Below are 17,976 nucleotides of genomic sequence, written 5' to 3'. Positions count from 1 at the left end.
GACCGCGTCTGCCGGCGCGTCGCCGCTCAGGCTCCGGCGGCAGGCAGCCTGCCGTCCGGCGTATAGCGGTCGACGGCATCCGGCAGTTGCCGGGACAGGCGCGACAGCAACTCGTCACGCGACAGGCCGGTCTGGCGTTCGAGCTTGGCCAGGATGTCGGGACCGATCGCCTGTTCGAGGTCCGGGGGCGCAACGTCCTGATTGGGGCCCTGGCGCACCCAGGAATCGGCCTTTTCGCCCTGGCCGGCCTGCTTGAAGCGATCAAGCAGCTCTCCCAGACCTCCGTTCAGGAAGCCGCCGATTCCGCCTGCGCCCAATGTGCCGAGGTTGCCGAGCACGGAATCCGCGCCTTTCGGGATGTCGCCTGCCGGTGCCCCGGTGCGCGCCGGCTGATTGGCCGGGTTGGCCTGGGTCGCCTGGCCGAACCACTCGGCGATCTTGTCCTTGTTCTGGTAGCCTGCGAGGGCCAGCAGGCCCAGCAGTGCCGTCATCGACGGAAAGCCCTGGTTGTCGCTCATGAGACTTGCTCCTGGTGCCGGATTAAACGGTGTGTCGGCGGTTCGCGAAAAACGCCCACGCCGCCAGGACGATGACGGCGCCGATGATGGCCCCGATCAGGCCCGCCCCTTCGCCGGGGGCGTACCAATGCATCGCCTGTCCGATATAGGTCGCAACGAATGCACCAACGATCCCGAGGATGGTGGTGAGAACGAATCCCGAAGGCTCGTTGGACCCAGGGGTCAGAAATTTGGCGACCACACCGGCGAGAAAGCCGATGAGGATGGTCCCGATAATGCCCATAATGTCCTCCCGCAAGCGCTTGGTCACATTGGAAGCTTGGCCACATCTGAAGGCGCATGAGCCGCCGCAAGCGACGCGCAAGCGCAGGTCCTGAACCGACGAACAGCAGAGAGGTTCCCGCTGGGTCGTCAGCCCCTGCGAAACCGCACGGGGCGGTTCGGAACGAAACCACTGCCAACTCCGTTTGGATCGCTGGGAGAGTCCGGAGTTCAAGATGAAGCTGCTCGCATCGGCCCAACTCGTCTATGGCTTTTTCGCGCCGACGCAGGTGATCGGGCTGATCCAGGCCTCACATTCCAGCGATCAGTCGATCATTGCGGACGAATTGACGGTCAGTGGCGACGTGCGGCCCATCACGGACGAGGCGCCCTCGGGAGACCGCCGGTTCCGGACCTGCCTCTCGGGCGAGACGACGATCACCTATACCGCCACGGTCGATAACGGCGTGCGCCAGTTGCTGCCCCTGTCGGGGCGCCAACATGCGTGGAACGAACTGCCGGCCGACGCGCTGCCCTATCTCCTGCCGAGCCGGTTTTGCCCGAGCGACCGCTTTCAACGCTTTGCCCAGCGCGAGTTCGCAGGCGCCGGCGACGGGGTCGGCCGGGTGATGGCGATTCTCGAGTGGATCGCGGCCCACGTCGATTACGTCGCGGGCGTCAGCACACCTGGATCGACAGCGGCGCATACCTTCACCGTCAGGGCGGGCGTCTGCCGCGACTTCACCCATCTCGGCATCACCTTCTGCCGTGCCCTGTCGATCCCGGCCCGCGCCGTCAGCGCCTATTCGCTCGATGTTCAGCCGCCCGATTTCCACGCCGTGATGGAAGTCTATCTCGAGAACGCCTGGTGGCTGGTCGACCCGACGCGCCTTGCCCCGATCGAGGGCATCATCCGCATCGCGCATGGCCGGGATTCGACGGATACCGCCTTCCTGACCACGGATCAGGCTTGCACCGTGATCTCCCAGACTGTCCAGGTCCTGCGCAGCGAGTCAGCCTGAGAGAGGCTTGCAGCGCCTGCCGTTGCGGCCCCTGACTACTCATGACGAGGGATCTCCATGTCCCACCCACTCGATTGCCTCGTGATCGGCGGCGGCCCCGCTGGCCTGACGGCGGCGATCTATCTTGCGCGCTTTCACCTCGGCGTCACCGTCATGGATGCAGGCCATGGCCGGGCCCTGCAGATCCCCTGCACCCATAATCACGCCGGCTTCCCCGAAGGCATTTCCGGTCGCGAGCTGTTGTCGCGGATGCGGTCGCAGGCGATCCAGTACGGCACCTGGATTGTCGATCGCCGCGTCGAGGCGCTGACCCGCGACGGTTCCGGCTTCGCGGCACACGGGCAGGACGTCGACATCAAGGCGCACTCGGTTCTGCTCGCCACCGGCGTCACGAACCGTCGCCCCCCGATGACCGATGCGCTCCATGCCGAGGCCCTCAGCCTGGGCCGCCTGCGCTACTGCCCGGTTTGCGACGGTTACGAGGTCACCGGGCAGGACGTTGCGGTCATCGGCTCCGATGCCGGTGCCGCGAATGAATGCGAATTCCTGAGGTCATATACGGCGCGGGTCAGCCTTGTCCTCGATGGGACCGATGGTCTCGCCGCCCCCCTGGCGGAGCGTCTCACGGGTCTCGGCGTCCGCATCATCGGCGGACCGGCGCAGGAATTCGCACTGGAGGAGGATGGCCTGAGCCTGTCTTCGGCCGCCGGGCGGCTGCGCTTCGACGCCGTCTACCCCGCACTTGGCTCGGTTGTTCATTCCGGCCTCGCGACCGCACTGGGCGCTGACGTGACGGAGGATGGCTGCGTCCAGGTCGATCGCCATCAACGCACCAGCATCATGCGATTATACGCGGCCGGCGACGTCGTGATCGGTCTCGATCAGATCAGCCATGCCATGGGGCAGGCCGGCGTGGCCGCGACCGCGATCCGCAACGATCTCGCCGCATGCCGCCCTCAGCTGCGCTAGTCACGGGGGCAAGCCCCCGCTTCTCCGCGACGACGGCGACAAGGATAGTCCAGTTCATCTCGTTCGCCGGCTTCCATTCCGGAACAGAGAAGGCTTGCCGATTGTATCGCTGCCACCCGCCGGCCACCGCAAAGATTACGGGGGATGAGATCGCTCGTCATTCACATTCACCCGCTGCCCCCGCTCAACAGGGGTTGGTGCCGGTGCCGGAATTGTCTGTACTGGCAGGCGTGATTCGATCGAGGGCCAGAGACCGGCCGCATCAGCCCGGCGGTAAGGACGTGTTAATCTTTATTAATCAATGGTTCAGATATGGTGATCGCTCCAAGACACCGGCCTGGGTGCCGATGAGCGTGTCCGGCCTGCGTCCGGCGTCGGGCCCGGCTCGCGGCCAGACCAGGGGGCGACGCGCAGCCCTTGTCACCGCGGCCTTGCTGGGAGCGATGGCGGCGGGCTGCGGTGAGCAGAGGCTGACGGATGCCGAGCTGTCCTTCGCAACGCGCTCCATCGCCGTCGACCCGAGCCGGGCGATGATCATGCTGCCGCCGGGCGGCCCGCCGATCGTGAACGTGACGCAGCGCAACTACGAAAACGCCGTGTCCCAGACCATCACGCTCGCCACGCGCGGCCGGACGCCGGGCGAGAATGCGATCCATGCCGCCTTCCTGACGGCGGCCGATGTTCCCGATACGAACGGTGTCGAAGGCAGGCTCCTGTCCCTTCCGAGCATCGAGGATTTCGCGATCGCGCGCGAGATGGAGGAGCGGCTTCCTGGCGTCGCCATGGTGCCGTCGGCCGCCTATGTGCAGAACCGCTACGGCCCGTTCGGCTATGCCTATGGTCGTGGTGCAGGGGGGGATGGCTGCCTTTACGCCTGGCAGCAGGTCGCCAGTGGCGACAGCCTCTTCCGGCCCAGATCGGGCGTGATCTCCGTGCGACTGCGCGTCTGCGCGCCGGGCGCGTCCGAGGCCGCCTTGCTGCGCCTGGCCTATGGTTTTTCCGTCAACGCCTCGCTCAGGCGCCCGGGCTGGAACCCGATCGGGGATGCGCCATCGCCCTCCCCCGACCTCGGCGAAGCCGGCGCACCGATCTATCCCCTGCCTCTGACATCCATGCCCCAGACATCCCTGCCTGACGCGCTCGATCGGCCGCCTCGGGTTGCCCGCCCGAAGCGTCCGCAACCGGCCCGTGCGGAGGTGAGAGACCCCGTCCCAGACAGGTCTTTGCCAGACAGGCCTTTGCCGGACCGCCCCCTGGAAGGATACCCGACCGTTCCGCCGCCCTTGTCGCCTTGACCGCAACCATGATCGCCTGAAGAGCCGATGCGAACAGCAAGCTACGTCATCGTCTGGGCTGTGATCGCCACTGTCGTCGTGGTGCTGATCACGCTACCGATCAGCCTGCAGGCGCATCTGATCGCGGGTGCGATCGTGGTCACGGCCATGATCGCGCTGAAGTTCCTGCGCCCTTACGGCGTCTGGCGGCTGATCGCGCTCGGGCTCGGAACGGCGATCGTGCTGCGCTACATCTATTGGCGCACGACGAGCACCTTGCCGCCGGCGAACCAGATCGAGGACTTCATCCCCGCGATGATCCTCTATCTCGCCGAGTTCTATAATATCGGCATGCTGTTCCTCAGCCTGTTCGTGGTCGCGATGCCGTTGCCGCACCGCAAGACACCGCCGGTCGACCTGCAGAATGCGCCCACCGTCGACGTCTTCGTGCCGACCTATAACGAGGACGCGGACCTGCTGGCGACGACGCTCGCAGCGGCGCTTGCGATGGATTACCCCGCGGATCGGCTGAAGGTCTATCTCCTCGACGATGGCGGGACCGACGAGAAGTGCAACGCGGATAATTTCGTGACGGCCAACGCCGCCAGGGAGCGCCGGGCGACGCTGCAAAGGCTATGCGAGGGCCTCGGCGTCACCTATCTGACGCGCGCCCGCAATATCAGCGCCAAGGCCGGCAATCTCAACAACGGCATCACGCATTCCGAGGGCGAGTTGATCGTCGTGTTCGATGCCGATCATGCGCCCGCGCGGTCCTTCCTGACCGAGACCGTCGGCTATTTCGGGCTGGATCCGAAGCTGTTCCTGGTCCAGACCCCGCATTTCTTCATCAATCCCGACCCGTTGGAGCGCAATCTCCAGACCTTCAAATACATGCCGTCCGAGAACGAGATGTTCTACGGCATCATCCAGCGCGGCCTCGACAAATGGGACGCGTCGTTCTTCTGCGGCTCGGCCGCCGTGCTGCGCCGCCAGGCGCTCAAGACGACCAACGGCTTCTCGGGCCGCAGCATCACGGAAGACGCCGAGACCGCGATCACGCTGCACGCCACCGGCTGGCACAGCGTCTATGTCGACAAGCCGCTGATCGCCGGCCTGCAGCCCGCGACCTTCGCGAGCTTCATCGGGCAGCGCTCGCGCTGGGCGCAGGGCATGATGCAGATCCTGATCTATCATCGCCCACTGTTCAAAACCGGCCTCTCGCTGCCGCAACGGCTCTGCTATTGCTCCTCGGCGCTGTTCTGGCTGTTTCCGTTCGCGCGCTGGATCTTCCTGATTTCTCCGCTGTTCTACCTGTTCTTCGGATTGCAGATCTTCACGGCATCGGGGGCGGAGTTCTTCGCCTATATCCTGAGTTACATGGTCGTGAACCTGATGATGCAGAATTACCTCTATGGCCGCTATCGCTGGCCATGGATCTCGGAACTCTACGAGTTCATCCAGTCGGTCTATCTGCTGCCCGCGGTCATCTCGGTCCTGCTCAATCCGGGCAAGCCGACCTTCAAGGTCACGGCCAAGAACGAGTCGCTCGAAACCCGGCGCGTCTCGGAACTGGGCACGCCCTTCTTCATCATCTTCGCCGTTCTGGCGCTTGGCGTCGTCGCGACCTATTGGCGGATCATCACCGAGCCCTACAATGCCGACACGACCGTGGTGGTCGGCCTCTGGAACGTTCTCAACCTGCTGATGGCGGGCTGCGCACTCGGCGTCGTCTCGGAGAGGCCGGAGGGACGCGCCGCCCGGCGTTTCGCGGTGCGACGCCGCGGCGAGATCACCATCGACGGCCAGACCGCGCCGATCGTCACGGAGAACGCCTCGGTCGACGGCGTCGGCATCCGCGTCCTGTCCTCGGCTTTCGAGAATCTGCCGATCGGCAGCGAGGCGCTGATCTCGTTCGAGACCACGATCGATATGCCGGCCGGCCAGCTGCCGGTGCGCGTGATGCGGCTGGCGCCCGACGACAAGGGCTTGCTGATGGGCTGCCGCTATGTGCCCAGCGAACCGCTGCACAGCCGCATGATCGCCGATCTCGCCTTTTCCGACGCGGAGCGCTGGGCCCTTTTCCAGAAGGCGCGGCGCCAGAACATGGGGGTCGTCTACGGCACGATCCGCTTCCTGCGGATCGCGCTGTTCCAGACCAGCCGCGGCCTGTCCTATTTCTTCGGCCTCTACCGCCTGACACGCCCCTCAGCGACACCGGCGAGGCCGGCGGAATGAGGCTGCAGCCATTCTCCCTGATGGCCGCGATGGCCCTTCCGCTCTTCTGCGGCGCCAGCATGGCCCAGGACGGGCGCGTGCAGTCGGCCCCGGCCGAACCGGCGCCGTTCATGATCGCGCCGCCGGAGACGCCGCCGGCCACGACGCCCGCCCCCGTGCCTCCGGCCGCGCCTGCTGCCCAGCCCCCTGCCCCGGCCCAGCCGCCGAAGCCCGCAGCGGCAGCGACTGCCGCTGTCCCCTTCGCCTTCAAGCCGTTGCTTCCTGCCGCCCGCGTCACCCTCGAGGGCGAGAGCGACACGCGCAGCTGGGCCTTCTTCCTGACGCAGGACGAGGCGGGCGCGGACCTGAACCTCGACGTGGCGTTTCAGAACGCGCTCGTCGTGATGCCGGAAGCCTCGCGACTGACCGTCCGGATCAATGGCGAGCGCGTCATCGAGCAGCCCGTCGCCTCCTCGGACCGGGTGGCGCGGCTGTCGGCCGCGATCCGCAAGGGCCTGCTGAGAGCGGGTGAGAATACGATCCGCTTCGAGGCGGTGCATCGCCACCGCACCGATTGCACCCTGGCCTCCACCTACGAGCTCTGGACGCGCATCGACGGCGCAGGCACGCAGCTGAGCTTCCGCCGCCCCGATGCCGGGCAGTTCCGCCTGCGCGGCATCGACGACCTGCCGACGATCGGCGGGGACGAAGGTGGTCAGACGACGATCAACATCGTCGCGCCGAGCGCGTCGCGGGCGATCGCGGGCAATACCATCCTCGCCGTCGCGCAGGCCGTGGCGCTGCGCGGGCGCTTTGGGCAGGTCGTGGTGCGGGTCTCCGAACGGCCGCCGGAGCGGCTGCGGCCGGGCTCGCTGACGGTCGTCGTCGGAACCGCGAACGAACTGGGCGAGCTGCTGGGCACCATCCCTGAAGAGGCCGCCACCCGCAGCTTCCTGGGCTTCGTCGCCAGTCCGAAGCTGGGTCCGGCGACGCTCCTCGTCACCGGACAGGGTTGGCCGGATATCGAGGCGGTCGTCGCCAAGATCCTGACGGAGCCCGTGTCCAGGCCGACCAATATCAACCGCACGAGCATGGATACGGCGAGCTGGCACACACCGAACCCGCCCTATGTCGCGAACAAGCAGGTGCTGCGCTTCTCCGATCTCGGCGTTCCCACGCAGGAATCGACCGGCCGGCGCATGCGCGTACGCGCGCTCGTCGCCATGCCCGGCGATTTCTATGCGAACGCCTATGGCGAAGCGACGCTCCTTCTCGACGGCGCCTATTCCGCGGAGGTCCTGCCTGGCACCAGCCATATCGAGATCTTCGTCAACGGCAACGTCGCCGCGACCGTGCCGCTCAACACGACGAATGGCGGCCTGTTCCAGCAGTTCCCAATCACCGTGCCGATGCGGCATTTCCGGCCGGGGATCAATGAGCTCTGGCTCGAGGCCGTCACGATCGCGAAGACCGATCTCAGCTGCGGGCCGGGCGCAACGCTGCCCGGGAAGAGCCGCTTCGCGCTGTTCGACACGACCTCGCTTGCCGTTCCCGATTTCGCGAAGGTCGGCGTCAAGCCCAACCTCGCCGCGCTGTCGGGTACGGGTTTCCCCTATTCGGTGTCGCCGCGCGTGGCGCTGATCCTGGGCCGGCTCGATTCAGCCAATTACAGCGCGGCGGCGACACTGTTGGCGCGCCTCTCCCAGCGCGCGAGCCGGCCGATTGCGGTCGACCCGCTGGCGAACGCCGCCACCGTGGGCGATCGTCCGGCCTTGATCGTGGGCGCCGTCGGCCAGTTGCCGAGCGGCCTGCTGCCGCGCGTCGGCATCTCCGACACTGTCCGCAGCACCTGGCCGCGGCGTGCCGACACCGTCGTGGTCGCGCCCGATGCCGATGGCACGGCCGTGTTCGATGCCGTGCTCAACCGGTTCCAGGGCCGCCAGACGACGCCGGAGGATTCAGGCGGGCCGCCGCAAACCGCGATCGAGATCCGCGACCGCTGGCACAACTCGCTCGGCGGCCCGCTGGCCCGCTATTTCGATGCTTTCGACGGCTGGCTGGAACGGACTTTCGATTTGTCCTTCGCCCGGCTGCGCGCCCCGTCGCGCGCGGCCTCGCTCTACGAACCCGCCGAGGGAACCGACCTGATCGTGGCGCAGGCCGCCGATCCCGACACTCGCCAGGTCTGGACCGCCTTCGTCGCACGGCGCGAAGAAGCGCTCGAAAGCAGCGTCGCCCGCATCGTGACACCGGGCAACTGGGCTGCCATGGCCGGCAAGATCACGGCGTTCCGCGGCGCGCAGGACACGCATGTCGTGTCCGCCGACAGCACCTCCTTCTTCATGACGCGCCCGTTCAGCCTCGCGAATATGCGGCTCGTCCTGGCCAACTGGATGTCGAGCAATATCGGCACCTATGCGCTGGCGCTCCTGCTGGCCTGCATCGGGCTGGGCATCGGCACCTCGCTGATGCTCGGACGGTTGGGGCGGCGCACATGAAAACGCTTCTCGCCACCGTCACGGCCACCATGATGGTTCTCGCATCCGCGGCGCAGGCCGCCCTGCCCGACGGAGCCTGGGAGCTCTACCGGCAGAAATTCGTCACCTCCGAAGGGCGCGTGATCGACGACGCCAATGGCGGGATCAGCCATAGCGAGAGCCAGGGCTACGGCCTGCTGCTGGCCTGTCTCGCCGGAGACCGCAGCAGTTTCGCGAGCATCTTCGCCTTCACGCGAACCGAACTTCTGATCCGCGACGACGGACTGGCGGCCTGGCGCTGGGACCCCAAGGCGAGCCCCCATGTCACCGACATCAACAATGCCAGCGACGGCGACCTGCTGATCGCGGAGGCCCTCGCCTGCGCCGGGACGCGCTGGACCATGCCGGCCTACACGACAGCGGCGCGCCAGATCGCCCGGTCATTGGCCAAGGTCGCGCTGCTGAAGCGCGGCGGCGAGACCTGGCTGATGCCCGGCGCGGTCGGCTTTTCCGAGAAGGACCGGCCGGACGGCCCCGTGGTCAATCCATCCTATTGGGTGTTCGAAGCGCTGCCGGCGCTCGCCCAGCTCACCGGCGATCAGAGCTGGATGCAGGTGCAGGCGAGCGGCCTGAAACTGCTCGACACCCTCGCCAAGGCGAAGATGCTGGCGCCGGACTGGGTCTCGATCAAGGACACGCCGAGGCCCGCCGACGGCTTCCCGCCGCAATTCGGCTACAACGCCATCCGCATCCCGCTCTACCTGATGCGGGCCGGGCTGGCCGACAAGGCACGCATGGAGCCCTTCCGAAAGGCCTGGGCCGGCGGCACCGCCGTGATCGACGTCAAGACCGGCAATCCCGTCGAGCCGCTGCCTGACGCCGGCTACCGCATTCTCTTCGCCGCCATGGCCTGCGCGCTCGACAAGACGCCGATCCCGGCCGAGCTGAAGAGCTTCCAGCCCACGGCCTATTACCCCTCGACCCTGCACCTCCTGTCCCTCTCGATGCTCCGCGAGAGGTATCCGCAATGCATGTGAAATACGCTGTCCTCGCGATCGCTGCCTCGAGCGCCGCATTCTATGCCTTCGGGCGCCATGGTCGCGACGCCGAGCTGTCGCTGGCGCCGCCGGCGGCGATCCGGCAGGCCGTCGCGGCCGGCCTGCCCTTTGCGGACAACCAGCAATCCGGTCCCGAGCTCGCCCAGGCGCAGCCGCCCGCCAACCCGGCTGCGCCGTCCGCAGTCCAGCCGGGCCAGCCCGGCCAGCCGGCGCAGCGCCCACCCGTGGTCGACGAAAGCGCGCTGCGCTATTTCGCGGCTCAGGGCGACACGCGGCGGCTGGAGGCCGAGCTGGCCCGGCTGCGGGCCCTCTATCCGGAATGGAAGCCGCCCACCGACCTGACAGCCCCGGCCCAGACCGGCGATCGCGAGCTGGAGCGGCTCTGGAAGCTGTTCTCGGAGGGCAAGATCGGCGAGGTCCGCGCCGCAATCGCCCAGCGCAGCACGAGCGACCCAAACTGGCACGCCCCGGCCGACCTCGTCGCCAGGCTCGACGCCGCTGAAGCCGCGCAGCGGCTGGTCAATGCCTCCAACGCACGGCAATGGGAGCAGGTGATCCGGATCGGCACCGAGACGCCGGCCTTGCTGACCTGCGCGAATGTCGATGCGCTATGGCGTGTGGCCGAGGCTTTCGTGCAGACCGGCAAGCCCGAGCGGGCGCGGGACGCCTATTCCTATGTGCTGGGCAACTGCAATACCCCGGCCGAACGGGTCGGGACGATGCAGAAGGCCCTGGCGACGCTGCCCGACGCGCTAACCGACGGGCTGCTGGCCCAGGAGAGGCAGACCGAGTTCTCGAGCATCCGCGACGAGATCGCGCGCCGGCGCATCGGGCGAGCCGCCGAGGACCCCAAGCTCACGGCGTCCGCCGACGACATTCGACGCGTCGAGGCGCTGGCCAATGCCGCGACGACGCCGGACGATGCTATCCTGCTCGGCTTCTACGCGCTGCACCACAATGACCCCGTCAGGGCGGAGGCCCTGTTCCAGGCCGCCTTGCAGCGCAAGGGCGGGGCGAAAGCCGCCGAAGGCGCCGTTCTCACGCTGGGCGCCAACCGGAAATACCGGGAAGCCGAGGCACTGGGCTCGCAGTGGCTGGACGCAGGCGCCGCCAACCGCAAGGCCTATCTCGATGTCGCGACGACACTGATCACGCAGGAACCCGCTCCAAAACTGGATCGCGCCGTCGTCGAGCGGATCGCGAAGACCGTTGCGACGGACCGCTACGCGCCGGGCGCGGCCGGTCTCGGCTGGTATGCCTATAATGCCGGCCAGACCTCCCCGGCCGAGACCTGGTTCGAAACCGCCCTCTCCTGGGACCGAGGCTATGAGCCGGCCGCCTATGGGCTTGCCCTGGCCCGTCAGCGCTTGCGCGACCAAGCCGGCCTGCGCGCGGTCGTGAACGACTGGGGCGGTCGTTCCGAACGGATTGCCGCGCTGCTCGATCCGCGCCGCGCGCGCGCCGTGCCGGTGCAGGAACAGCGCCGGGACGATATCGCCGCGCCCGCAGCGCCGGTCACACGCGAGCGAGACATTGTCGAACCCGCACCGAGCCGGCCGGTGCGCTCCCGGGCTCCCCGTCAGACCGTCCAGACCGATATCGACACCGAGCCGGTCCGGCGCCGCCAGGCGGCAGCCCCCGCGGCCGGCAGCTGCGGCAACGGCCAGTCGGGCGCAGCCGCGTTGCAGCGCGGCTGGTGCCTGCTCAACCTGAAGCGGCCTGCCGCCGCAGCCGCAGCCTTCGATGCGGCCATGCGCAGCAGCTCGGGCCAGGTCGCGGCCGATGCTGCCATGGGCAAGACCTATGCGAAACTCCAGCAGGGGCTGACGGCGGAAGCCAATGTCGCGGCGGCGCAGACCAATCCGGCTCCCGCGCAGCGGCGCGAACTCTCGGCCCTGCTCCTCTCCGAGCGCTTCTACGCGCAATACGACACCAAGGATTACAACGGCGCCCTGGTGACCCTGTCGGAACGCGCGCGCCTTGCGCCTGAAACCACCGATCTGATGATGATGCGCGGCTGGTCCTATTTCCATCTCGGTCGCTACAGCGATGCCAGCCGGGTCTTCACGGCGCTGTACAAGAGCAATGGCTCACCGCAAGCACTGGCCGGATTGACTGCCATCGGCGATGTGACGCGCCAGAACAGGTACTGACGGCGCTCGCCCAGGGCGGTGCCGGAGACCGGGAGAGTTCCGCTCCATCCCCACTCTGGGGCCAACCGACGAAGGCGCGCGCCTTTGCCGCGGGAACCGATGGCCGGGCCGATCGTTTGACTGTCCCGCGTCAGTTTACGCCAGGACGGGAGGTCCGCCATGCCTCTGATCGATGAAGCGAAACCCGTAGCCGCGGGGGTAACCGCGGCAGCGCGTCCGGATGATCCGCGCATCCAGAGAATTGCCCGGGCGATGTGTCGCGCCGCGCGGATCGACCCCGAACAGCCGGCCGGGACGGTGGCGATCTTCACGATCATGCACTGCCACGCCGGACGGTCGGAGAATGATCCGGCCTGGATGCTGTTCGCGCGTCAGGCTGAACTCTTCATCGCCATGAATCCGGACGTGGTCGAACCGCTCTGATCCGTCACGGAGACGCCGACAGTCTCGGCGAAACCAGCCCCTCGCGGTTTCGGCATCAGCAGGGCCCTGTGCAAGCGCCCGGAAGTTTGTCACCATGGGCTCAGGTCCCAGCGGGGGTTCGATCGCACGGGACTTGGGTTCCTGGGGGCTTGGGTCCCTGGGATCGGTCATTGCGGGGCATACGGATGACATTCCGGTTGCTTGTCTCGATTGCGGTGATGGCGCTGGCGCTCGGCGCCTGCAACGACCGGCAAGCCGCGCAACCTCCGGCCGCTCCGCCTGCGCCCGCGGTCGGCATCCAGCCAGCCAGCAAGAAGGGCGTGACCTGGTCCTATTCCTTCGTCGGCCGTATCAAGTCGCCCGAAAGCGTGGCGCTGATCGCCCGCGTGCAGGGCTTCCTCGACAAGATCCAGTTCACCGAGGGGCAGGAGATCAAGGCCGGCGACACGCTCTACCAGATCGAGAAGGTGCAATACCAGGCGCAGCTCGACCAGGCGACGGCCAACCTCGCCGCCGCCAAGGCCCAGGAGCTCAACGCACAGCTCACCTATGCGCGCTCGCAGGACCTGGTGAAGACGCAAGCCGTGTCGCAGGCGACGCTCGACAGCAACCGCGCCGCTCTCGACGTCGCCCATGCCTCGGTGCTGCAGAACCAGGCGGCGCTGACCCAGGCCAAGGAGAATCTCGGCTACACCGACATCATCGCCCCGATCGCCGGCCGCATCGGCCGCACAGCCTATACGCAGGGCAATCTCGTCGGCCCCGGCAGCAACCCGCTCGCGACCATCGTCAGCCAGGACCCGATGTATGTCCTGTTTCAGGTCAGCGTGCGCCAGCTTGAGGAGCTCCGCGAAGCGCGCCGGCAGGAAGACGGAGGCCAGAGCAAGATCGCGATCACCGTGCGCCTGTCCTCCGGCAAGGAATACCCCCATCCCGGCGTCTGGAACTATACCGACCCGCAGGTGGACCTACAGACCGACACCGTGACCATGCGGGCCTCGCTGCCGAACCCCGAGCGCCAGTTGATCGATGGCGAGTTCGTCTCGGTCGATGTCCGCGCGCGGCGCGAACAGCCGCGCCTCGTCGTGCCGCAGGCGGCCGTCCAGGTCGACCAGGCCGGCAGCTACGTCATGGTCGTCGACAAGGACAGCAAGGCCCAGCAGCGCCGCATCAAGCTGGGCCCGCAGCAGGACGCCGATGTCGTCGTCGAAACCGGGTTGACCGAGGGCGAGAACGTCATCGTCGACGGCCTGCTCAAGGTCCGCCCCGGCCTGACCGTGTCCGCCACGCCCGTTGCTCCGGCAAGCGGGAGCTAGACGTGATCTCGTCGATCTTCGTCGACCGGCCGCGCCTCGCCTTCGTCGTCTCGATCGTCATCACGCTGGCGGGCCTCATCGCCATCTTCACGATCCCGGTTGCGCAATTCCCCGATATCGTGCCGCCGCAGGTCACCCTGACCGCGAGCTATCCCGGCGCCGATGCCGAGGTGGTCGAGACCACGGTCGCCCAGCCGATCGAGCAGCAGATCAACGGCGTCGACAACGCGCTCTACTACCAGTCGACCAGCGGCGCCGACGGCAGCTACACGCTCAACGTCACCTTCGCGCTCGGCACCAACCCGGACATCAACACCGTCAATGTCCAGAACCGCTCGTCGCTGGCCCAGCCCCAGCTCCCGACCGAGGTCACGCGCCAGGGCCTGACTGTCCGCAAGAAATCCGCCGCGCTGCTGCAGGTGGTCGAGATCCACTCGCCGAAGCACAGCTTCGACTCGCTCTATCTCAGCAACTACGCGACGATCAACCTGGTCGACGCGCTCGCCCGCATCAACGGCGTCGGCCAGGTCAGCCTGTTCGGCCCGCTCGATTACTCGCTCAGGGTCTGGCTCGATCCGAACCGGCTGACGGCGCTCAGCCTGACACCCAGCGACGTCATCTCCGCCGTCCAGGGCCAGAACGTGCAGGCAGCGCTGGGCCGCATCGGCGCCGCCCCGGTCAGCAGCGACCAGCAATACCAGCTCACGGTCAAGACGCAGGGCCGGCTCACCAAGCCGGAGGAATTCGCCAATATCGTGCTGCGCACCAACCCGGGCGGCTCGGTCGTGCGCATCAGGGATGTGGCGCGCGTCGAGATCGGGGCCCGCACGGCCGATCGCTACAGCCGTTTCAACGGCGCGCCCGGCGCCGCCATGGGCATCTACCAGTCGCCCGGCGCCAATGCGATCGACGTCGCCAAGAAGGTGCGGGCGACGATGGAGGAGCTCTCCAAGCGCTTCCCCGAGGATCTCACCTACGGCATCTTCTTCGACACCACGGTCTTCGTCAGCGCCACGATCGACGAGGTCATCCGCACCCTGCTCGAAGCCTTCGTGCTGGTCGGCCTCGTCGTCTTCCTCTTCCTCGGCAAGCTGCGCACCACCATCATCCCGCTGGTCGCGGTGCCGGTCTCGATCATCGGCACCTTCGCCGTCATGCTGGTGATCGGCTTCACCGCCAACACCGTCTCCCTGCTCGCGCTCGTCCTTGCCATCGGCATCGTCGTCGACGACGCGATCGTGGTGATCGAGAATGTCGAGCGCGTCGTCGAGGAGGAGCCGGAGCTTTCGATCGCGGACGCGACCAAGAAGGCGATGGCCCAGATCACCGGGCCGATCATCGCCATCACCTTCGTGCTGCTCGCGGTCTTCGTGCCGGTCGCCTTCATTCCCGGCATCAGCGGCCAGCTCTTCCGGCAATTCGCGGTCGCCGTCTCGACCGCCATGCTGATCTCGGCGATCAACGCCCTGACGCTGAGCCCGGCGCTCTGCTCGATCCTGATCAAGCGCGGCCATGGCGGCGGCGGGCCAATGCGCTATGTGATGAACGGCATCGACAAGGTCCGCGACGGCTATGCCGCGATCGTCAGGCGCCTGGTCAGGGTCGCCGTCGTCGTCCTGTTCGTGCTCGCCGGCATCCTGGCCGCGACGGGCGGGCTGTTCCTGATCACGCCGCAGAGCTTCCTGCCGGAAGAGGACCAGGGCGCCTTCTTCATCGCCATGCGTCTGCCTGAAGGCGCTTCGGTGAACCGGACCGCGGCCGTGGTCGAGCAGGTCGAGAGCATTGTCCGGCCGGTCGCCGGCGTCCAGGGCGTGCTCTCCGTCGTCGGCTTCAATTTCATCGATGGCCTCGCCTCCTCCAACCAGGCCTTCTTCGTCGTCCGCCTGAAACCGTTCGAGGACCGCAAGGATCCGGCGCAAGGCGTCGGCGCGATCATCGGGGCGCTGCGGCCGCAGCTTGCCGCCGTGCAGCAGGCAACAGTCTTTCCGTTCAACCTGCCGCCGATCATCGGGCTCGGCAGCACCGGCGGCTTCCAATATGTGCTCGAAGCCCTGCAGGGTCAGTCGCCGACCGATATCGCAGCCACGATGCGCGGCCTGCTCATCGCCGCCAATCAGCAGCCCGAGCTCGCCGCGGTCTTCAGCACCTTTGCCGCTGACACCCCGCAGATCTATCTCGATATCGACCGCGACAAGGCGCAGGTGCTGGGCGTGCAGATCGCCGACATCTTCACCTCCCTGCAGGCCACGCTCGGCGGCTTCTACGTCAACGACTTCAACGTCTTCGGCCGAACCTGGCAGGTCAATGTCCAGGCCGAGACGCCCTTCCGCCGGGCCGTGACCGATATCGGCAAGATCTATGTCCGCAACAGAACTGGCGCGATGGTGCCGCTGAACGCGCTCTCGCAGGTGCGCCTCGTCACCGGGCCGCAGGCCCTGACGCGCTACAATGGCTACAGGGGCGCGATCATCAACGGCTCGCCTAAGCCCGGCGTCAGCTCGGGTCAGGCGATCCAGGCCATGGAGCGTATCTCGGCGACGACCCTGCCGGCAGGCTACGGTTTCGAATGGACCGGCACGGCCCTGCAGGAGAAGGCCGCAAGCGGCGGCACCACGATCGTCCTCGCGCTCGCCGTGCTCTTCGCCTATCTCTTCCTCGTCGCGCTCTACGAGAGCTGGAACGTGCCGATCGCGGTGCTGCTCTCGGTCACGGTCGCGGTGCTCGGCGCAGTCGCCTCGGTTGCGCTGACGGGCGTCAGCCTCGGCGTCTACGCCCAGATCGGCCTCGTCGTACTGATCGCGCTCGCGGCGAAGAACGGCATCCTGATCGTCGAATTCGCGCTGGATCAACGCGCCAAGGGCGAGTCGATCATCGATTCCGCCGTATCCGGCGCCAGGCTGCGCTTCCGCCCGGTGATGATGACGAGCTTTGCTTTCATCCTCGGCCTGCTGCCGTTGGTGATTGCCACGGGAGCCGGCGCGCTCAGCCGGCGGGCGGTCGGCACGCCGGTCTTCGGCGGCATGCTCTTCGCCTCGATCTTCGGCATCTTCCTGATTCCGATGCTCTATGTCGTGTTCCAGTGGATGCGCGAGCGCAGCAAGGGCAGGAAGGAAGCAGCCCCCGCCAGCGAGCCGGCCCCTGCCCCGGGCCCTGGACACTGAGCCCAGCTTCGGTGGCGGAACGGAGCGGGATCGTCCTTGCCGCCCTCGGCTCAGCCTGGATCAGCGATCCCGCGTGCGGCCGGGACGCGTGTCGATCGCCTCCTCTGCGCCACCGACGAGGCCGAGGGTCAGGCGGGCATCAACCGGCGTGGCCGCCGGCAGCTGGACGCCGTCGTCGAAAGCCGGCCGCCGCGGCCTCCGGCGAACGGGCATCCCGGCAAGGGCGACAAGGACGGCCCCACCGAGAACGAAGGCAAGGCACGCGGGGTTAAGCGCCCGCGGCATCGTGAAAGCCGCGCACGCGGACGGGATCGAGCATGCCCGACAGTAGCAGGTCGACGTCGGCGCCCCGTCCTGCGGTGTCCTTCACGGCACGGCCTGCCGGTGCCGTGAAGGGCTCGCGGTCGCGGCGGTCAGGCGACCTTGGCGTGCAATGTGCCGATGCCCTCGACATGCCCCTCCATCACGTCGCCGCGGACCACCGCACCGACGCCGGACGGCGTGCCCGACATGATCAGGTCTCCCGGCTGCAGCTCGAACAGGCCGGAGAGATAGGAGATCATCTCCGGCACCTTCCAGATCATGTGGTTGAGATCGCCCTGCTGGCGGATCTCGCCGTTCACCTTGAGCCAGATCGCTCCGTTCTCGGGATGGCCGATCGTGCTCGCAGGCACGATTTCACTGAGCGGCGCGGAATGCTCGAAAGCCTTGCCGATCTCCCAGGGCCTACCCGCCTTTTTGCACTCGTCCTGCAGATCGCGCCGCGTCATGTCGAGACCGACCGCATAGCCATAGACATGCTCGAGCGCGGTCTCGACCGGGATATCCTTGCCCCCCCGGGCAAGCGCGACCACCATCTCAATCTCGTGGTGAACATTGCTGCTGCGTGGCGGATAAGGAAAATCGGCGCCGTCGAGGACGACGCTGTCGGGGTTCTTCTGGAAGAAGAACGGCGCCTCGCGGTTGGGGTCGCCGCCCATCTCGATGGTATGGGCGGCATAGTTGCGGCCGACGCAGTAGATGCGGTGAACGGGGAAGCGGCTTTGCGTCCCCCGCACCGGGACAGACACCTGCTCCGGGGCCTGGACGACATGGTTCTGAGGCGTAGCGATGTTCATCTTGCAGGATCC

The 17,976-nt window shown here is 67.3% G+C and carries 14 protein-coding genes; 10 read left to right on the top strand and 4 right to left on the bottom strand.

Annotation, left to right across the window (positions count from 1 at the left end):
* Positions 1-26: 26 nt before the first annotated feature.
* Both AB4099_RS08540 and AB4099_RS08535 read right to left on the bottom strand, forming a co-directional pair.
* Positions 27-518, bottom strand: a complete 492-nt coding sequence (locus tag AB4099_RS08540; RefSeq protein ID WP_441477737.1) for a YidB family protein — start codon at positions 516-518, stop codon at positions 27-29.
* A gap of 22 nt (positions 519-540) precedes the next feature.
* Positions 541-801: a GlsB/YeaQ/YmgE family stress response membrane protein gene (locus tag AB4099_RS08535; RefSeq protein ID WP_113519336.1), complete on the bottom strand. Its 261-nt coding sequence runs from the start codon at positions 799-801 to the stop codon at positions 541-543.
* A gap of 214 nt (positions 802-1,015) precedes the next feature.
* On the opposite strand from AB4099_RS08535, the gene AB4099_RS08530 reads away from it, so the two are divergent.
* The 10 genes from AB4099_RS08530 to AB4099_RS08485 all read left to right on the top strand — a co-directional run bounded on the left by AB4099_RS08530 (position 1,016) and on the right by AB4099_RS08485 (position 16,846).
* On the top strand, positions 1,016-1,801 hold the full coding sequence (locus tag AB4099_RS08530; protein ID WP_113519340.1) for a transglutaminase-like domain-containing protein: 786 nt from the start codon (positions 1,016-1,018) through the stop codon (positions 1,799-1,801).
* A gap of 57 nt (positions 1,802-1,858) precedes the next feature.
* Positions 1,859-2,770 (top strand): NAD(P)/FAD-dependent oxidoreductase, encoded by a 912-nt coding sequence (locus AB4099_RS08525; RefSeq protein WP_441477736.1) that lies wholly within the window; start codon positions 1,859-1,861, stop codon positions 2,768-2,770.
* A 347-nt stretch (positions 2,771-3,117) separates the two neighbouring features.
* On the top strand, positions 3,118-4,065 hold the full coding sequence (gene bcsN / locus AB4099_RS08520; protein WP_441477735.1) for a cellulose biosynthesis protein BcsN: 948 nt from the start codon (positions 3,118-3,120) through the stop codon (positions 4,063-4,065).
* Between the two features lie 27 nt (positions 4,066-4,092).
* Positions 4,093-6,279: a UDP-forming cellulose synthase catalytic subunit gene (gene bcsA, locus AB4099_RS08515; protein ID WP_113519339.1), complete on the top strand. Its 2,187-nt coding sequence runs from the start codon at positions 4,093-4,095 to the stop codon at positions 6,277-6,279.
* Complete coding sequence (locus tag AB4099_RS08510) at positions 6,276-8,756, top strand: cellulose biosynthesis cyclic di-GMP-binding regulatory protein BcsB (RefSeq protein ID WP_441477734.1); 2,481 nt, start codon at positions 6,276-6,278, stop codon at positions 8,754-8,756. The genes bcsA and AB4099_RS08510 overlap by 4 nt, the downstream gene beginning before the upstream one ends.
* Positions 8,753-9,772, top strand: a complete 1,020-nt coding sequence (locus tag AB4099_RS08505; protein ID WP_441477733.1) for a glycosyl hydrolase family 8 — start codon at positions 8,753-8,755, stop codon at positions 9,770-9,772. Before AB4099_RS08510 ends, AB4099_RS08505 begins: the two co-directional genes overlap by 4 nt.
* Positions 9,763-11,946: a hypothetical protein gene (locus AB4099_RS08500; protein ID WP_441477732.1), complete on the top strand. Its 2,184-nt coding sequence runs from the start codon at positions 9,763-9,765 to the stop codon at positions 11,944-11,946. The genes AB4099_RS08505 and AB4099_RS08500 overlap by 10 nt, the downstream gene beginning before the upstream one ends.
* Positions 11,947-12,105: 159 nt before the next feature.
* The gene (locus AB4099_RS08495; RefSeq protein ID WP_113518295.1) at positions 12,106-12,369 is read left to right on the top strand and encodes a hypothetical protein; all 264 of its coding nucleotides are present in this window, start codon (positions 12,106-12,108) and stop codon (positions 12,367-12,369) included.
* 185 nt (positions 12,370-12,554) lie between these two features.
* On the top strand, positions 12,555-13,685 hold the full coding sequence (locus AB4099_RS08490; RefSeq protein ID WP_441477731.1) for an efflux RND transporter periplasmic adaptor subunit: 1,131 nt from the start codon (positions 12,555-12,557) through the stop codon (positions 13,683-13,685).
* 2 nt (positions 13,686-13,687) lie between these two features.
* Entirely contained in the window at positions 13,688-16,846 is a 3,159-nt protein-coding gene (locus tag AB4099_RS08485; protein ID WP_441477730.1) for an efflux RND transporter permease subunit, read from the top strand.
* Between the two features lie 60 nt (positions 16,847-16,906).
* On the opposite strand, the gene AB4099_RS08480 is transcribed toward AB4099_RS08485, so the two are convergent.
* Both AB4099_RS08480 and AB4099_RS08475 read right to left on the bottom strand, forming a co-directional pair.
* Entirely contained in the window at positions 16,907-17,131 is a 225-nt protein-coding gene (locus AB4099_RS08480) for a DUF6691 family protein (protein ID WP_441477729.1), read from the bottom strand.
* Between the two features lie 128 nt (positions 17,132-17,259).
* The gene (locus AB4099_RS08475) at positions 17,260-17,964 is read right to left on the bottom strand and encodes a fumarylacetoacetate hydrolase family protein (protein WP_441477728.1); all 705 of its coding nucleotides are present in this window, start codon (positions 17,962-17,964) and stop codon (positions 17,260-17,262) included.
* Positions 17,965-17,976: the final 12 nt, after the last annotated feature.

Origin of the sequence: Allobosea sp. 2KB_26 (assembly GCF_052115715.1) — a bacterium.
Lineage (GTDB): Bacteria > Pseudomonadota > Alphaproteobacteria > Rhizobiales > Beijerinckiaceae > Allobosea.
The sequence above is the reverse complement of the archived record's forward strand: the minus strand, read 5'-3'. Positions and strand labels throughout refer to the sequence as shown.

Bases quoted from the DNA above. Each gene is read 5' to 3' on its own strand.
- AB4099_RS08530 (WP_113519340.1), top strand. From the start codon at position 1,016: ATGAAGCTGCTCGCATCGGCCCAACTCGTCTATGGCTTTTTCGCGCCG.
- AB4099_RS08480 (WP_441477729.1), bottom strand. From the start codon at position 17,131: ATGCCGCGGGCGCTTAACCCCGCGTGCCTTGCCTTCGTTCTCGGTGGG.
- AB4099_RS08540 (WP_441477737.1), bottom strand. From the start codon at position 518: ATGAGCGACAACCAGGGCTTTCCGTCGATGACGGCACTGCTGGGCCTG.
- AB4099_RS08475 (WP_441477728.1), bottom strand. From the start codon at position 17,964: ATGAACATCGCTACGCCTCAGAACCATGTCGTCCAGGCCCCGGAGCAG.
- AB4099_RS08490 (WP_441477731.1), top strand. From the start codon at position 12,555: ATGACATTCCGGTTGCTTGTCTCGATTGCGGTGATGGCGCTGGCGCTC.
- bcsN (WP_441477735.1), top strand. From the start codon at position 3,118: ATGAGCGTGTCCGGCCTGCGTCCGGCGTCGGGCCCGGCTCGCGGCCAG.
- AB4099_RS08495 (WP_113518295.1), top strand. From the start codon at position 12,106: ATGCCTCTGATCGATGAAGCGAAACCCGTAGCCGCGGGGGTAACCGCG.
- AB4099_RS08505 (WP_441477733.1), top strand. From the start codon at position 8,753: ATGAAAACGCTTCTCGCCACCGTCACGGCCACCATGATGGTTCTCGCA.
- bcsA (WP_113519339.1), top strand. From the start codon at position 4,093: ATGCGAACAGCAAGCTACGTCATCGTCTGGGCTGTGATCGCCACTGTC.
- AB4099_RS08500 (WP_441477732.1), top strand. From the start codon at position 9,763: ATGCATGTGAAATACGCTGTCCTCGCGATCGCTGCCTCGAGCGCCGCA.
- AB4099_RS08525 (WP_441477736.1), top strand. From the start codon at position 1,859: ATGTCCCACCCACTCGATTGCCTCGTGATCGGCGGCGGCCCCGCTGGC.
- AB4099_RS08510 (WP_441477734.1), top strand. From the start codon at position 6,276: ATGAGGCTGCAGCCATTCTCCCTGATGGCCGCGATGGCCCTTCCGCTC.
- AB4099_RS08535 (WP_113519336.1), bottom strand. From the start codon at position 801: ATGGGCATTATCGGGACCATCCTCATCGGCTTTCTCGCCGGTGTGGTC.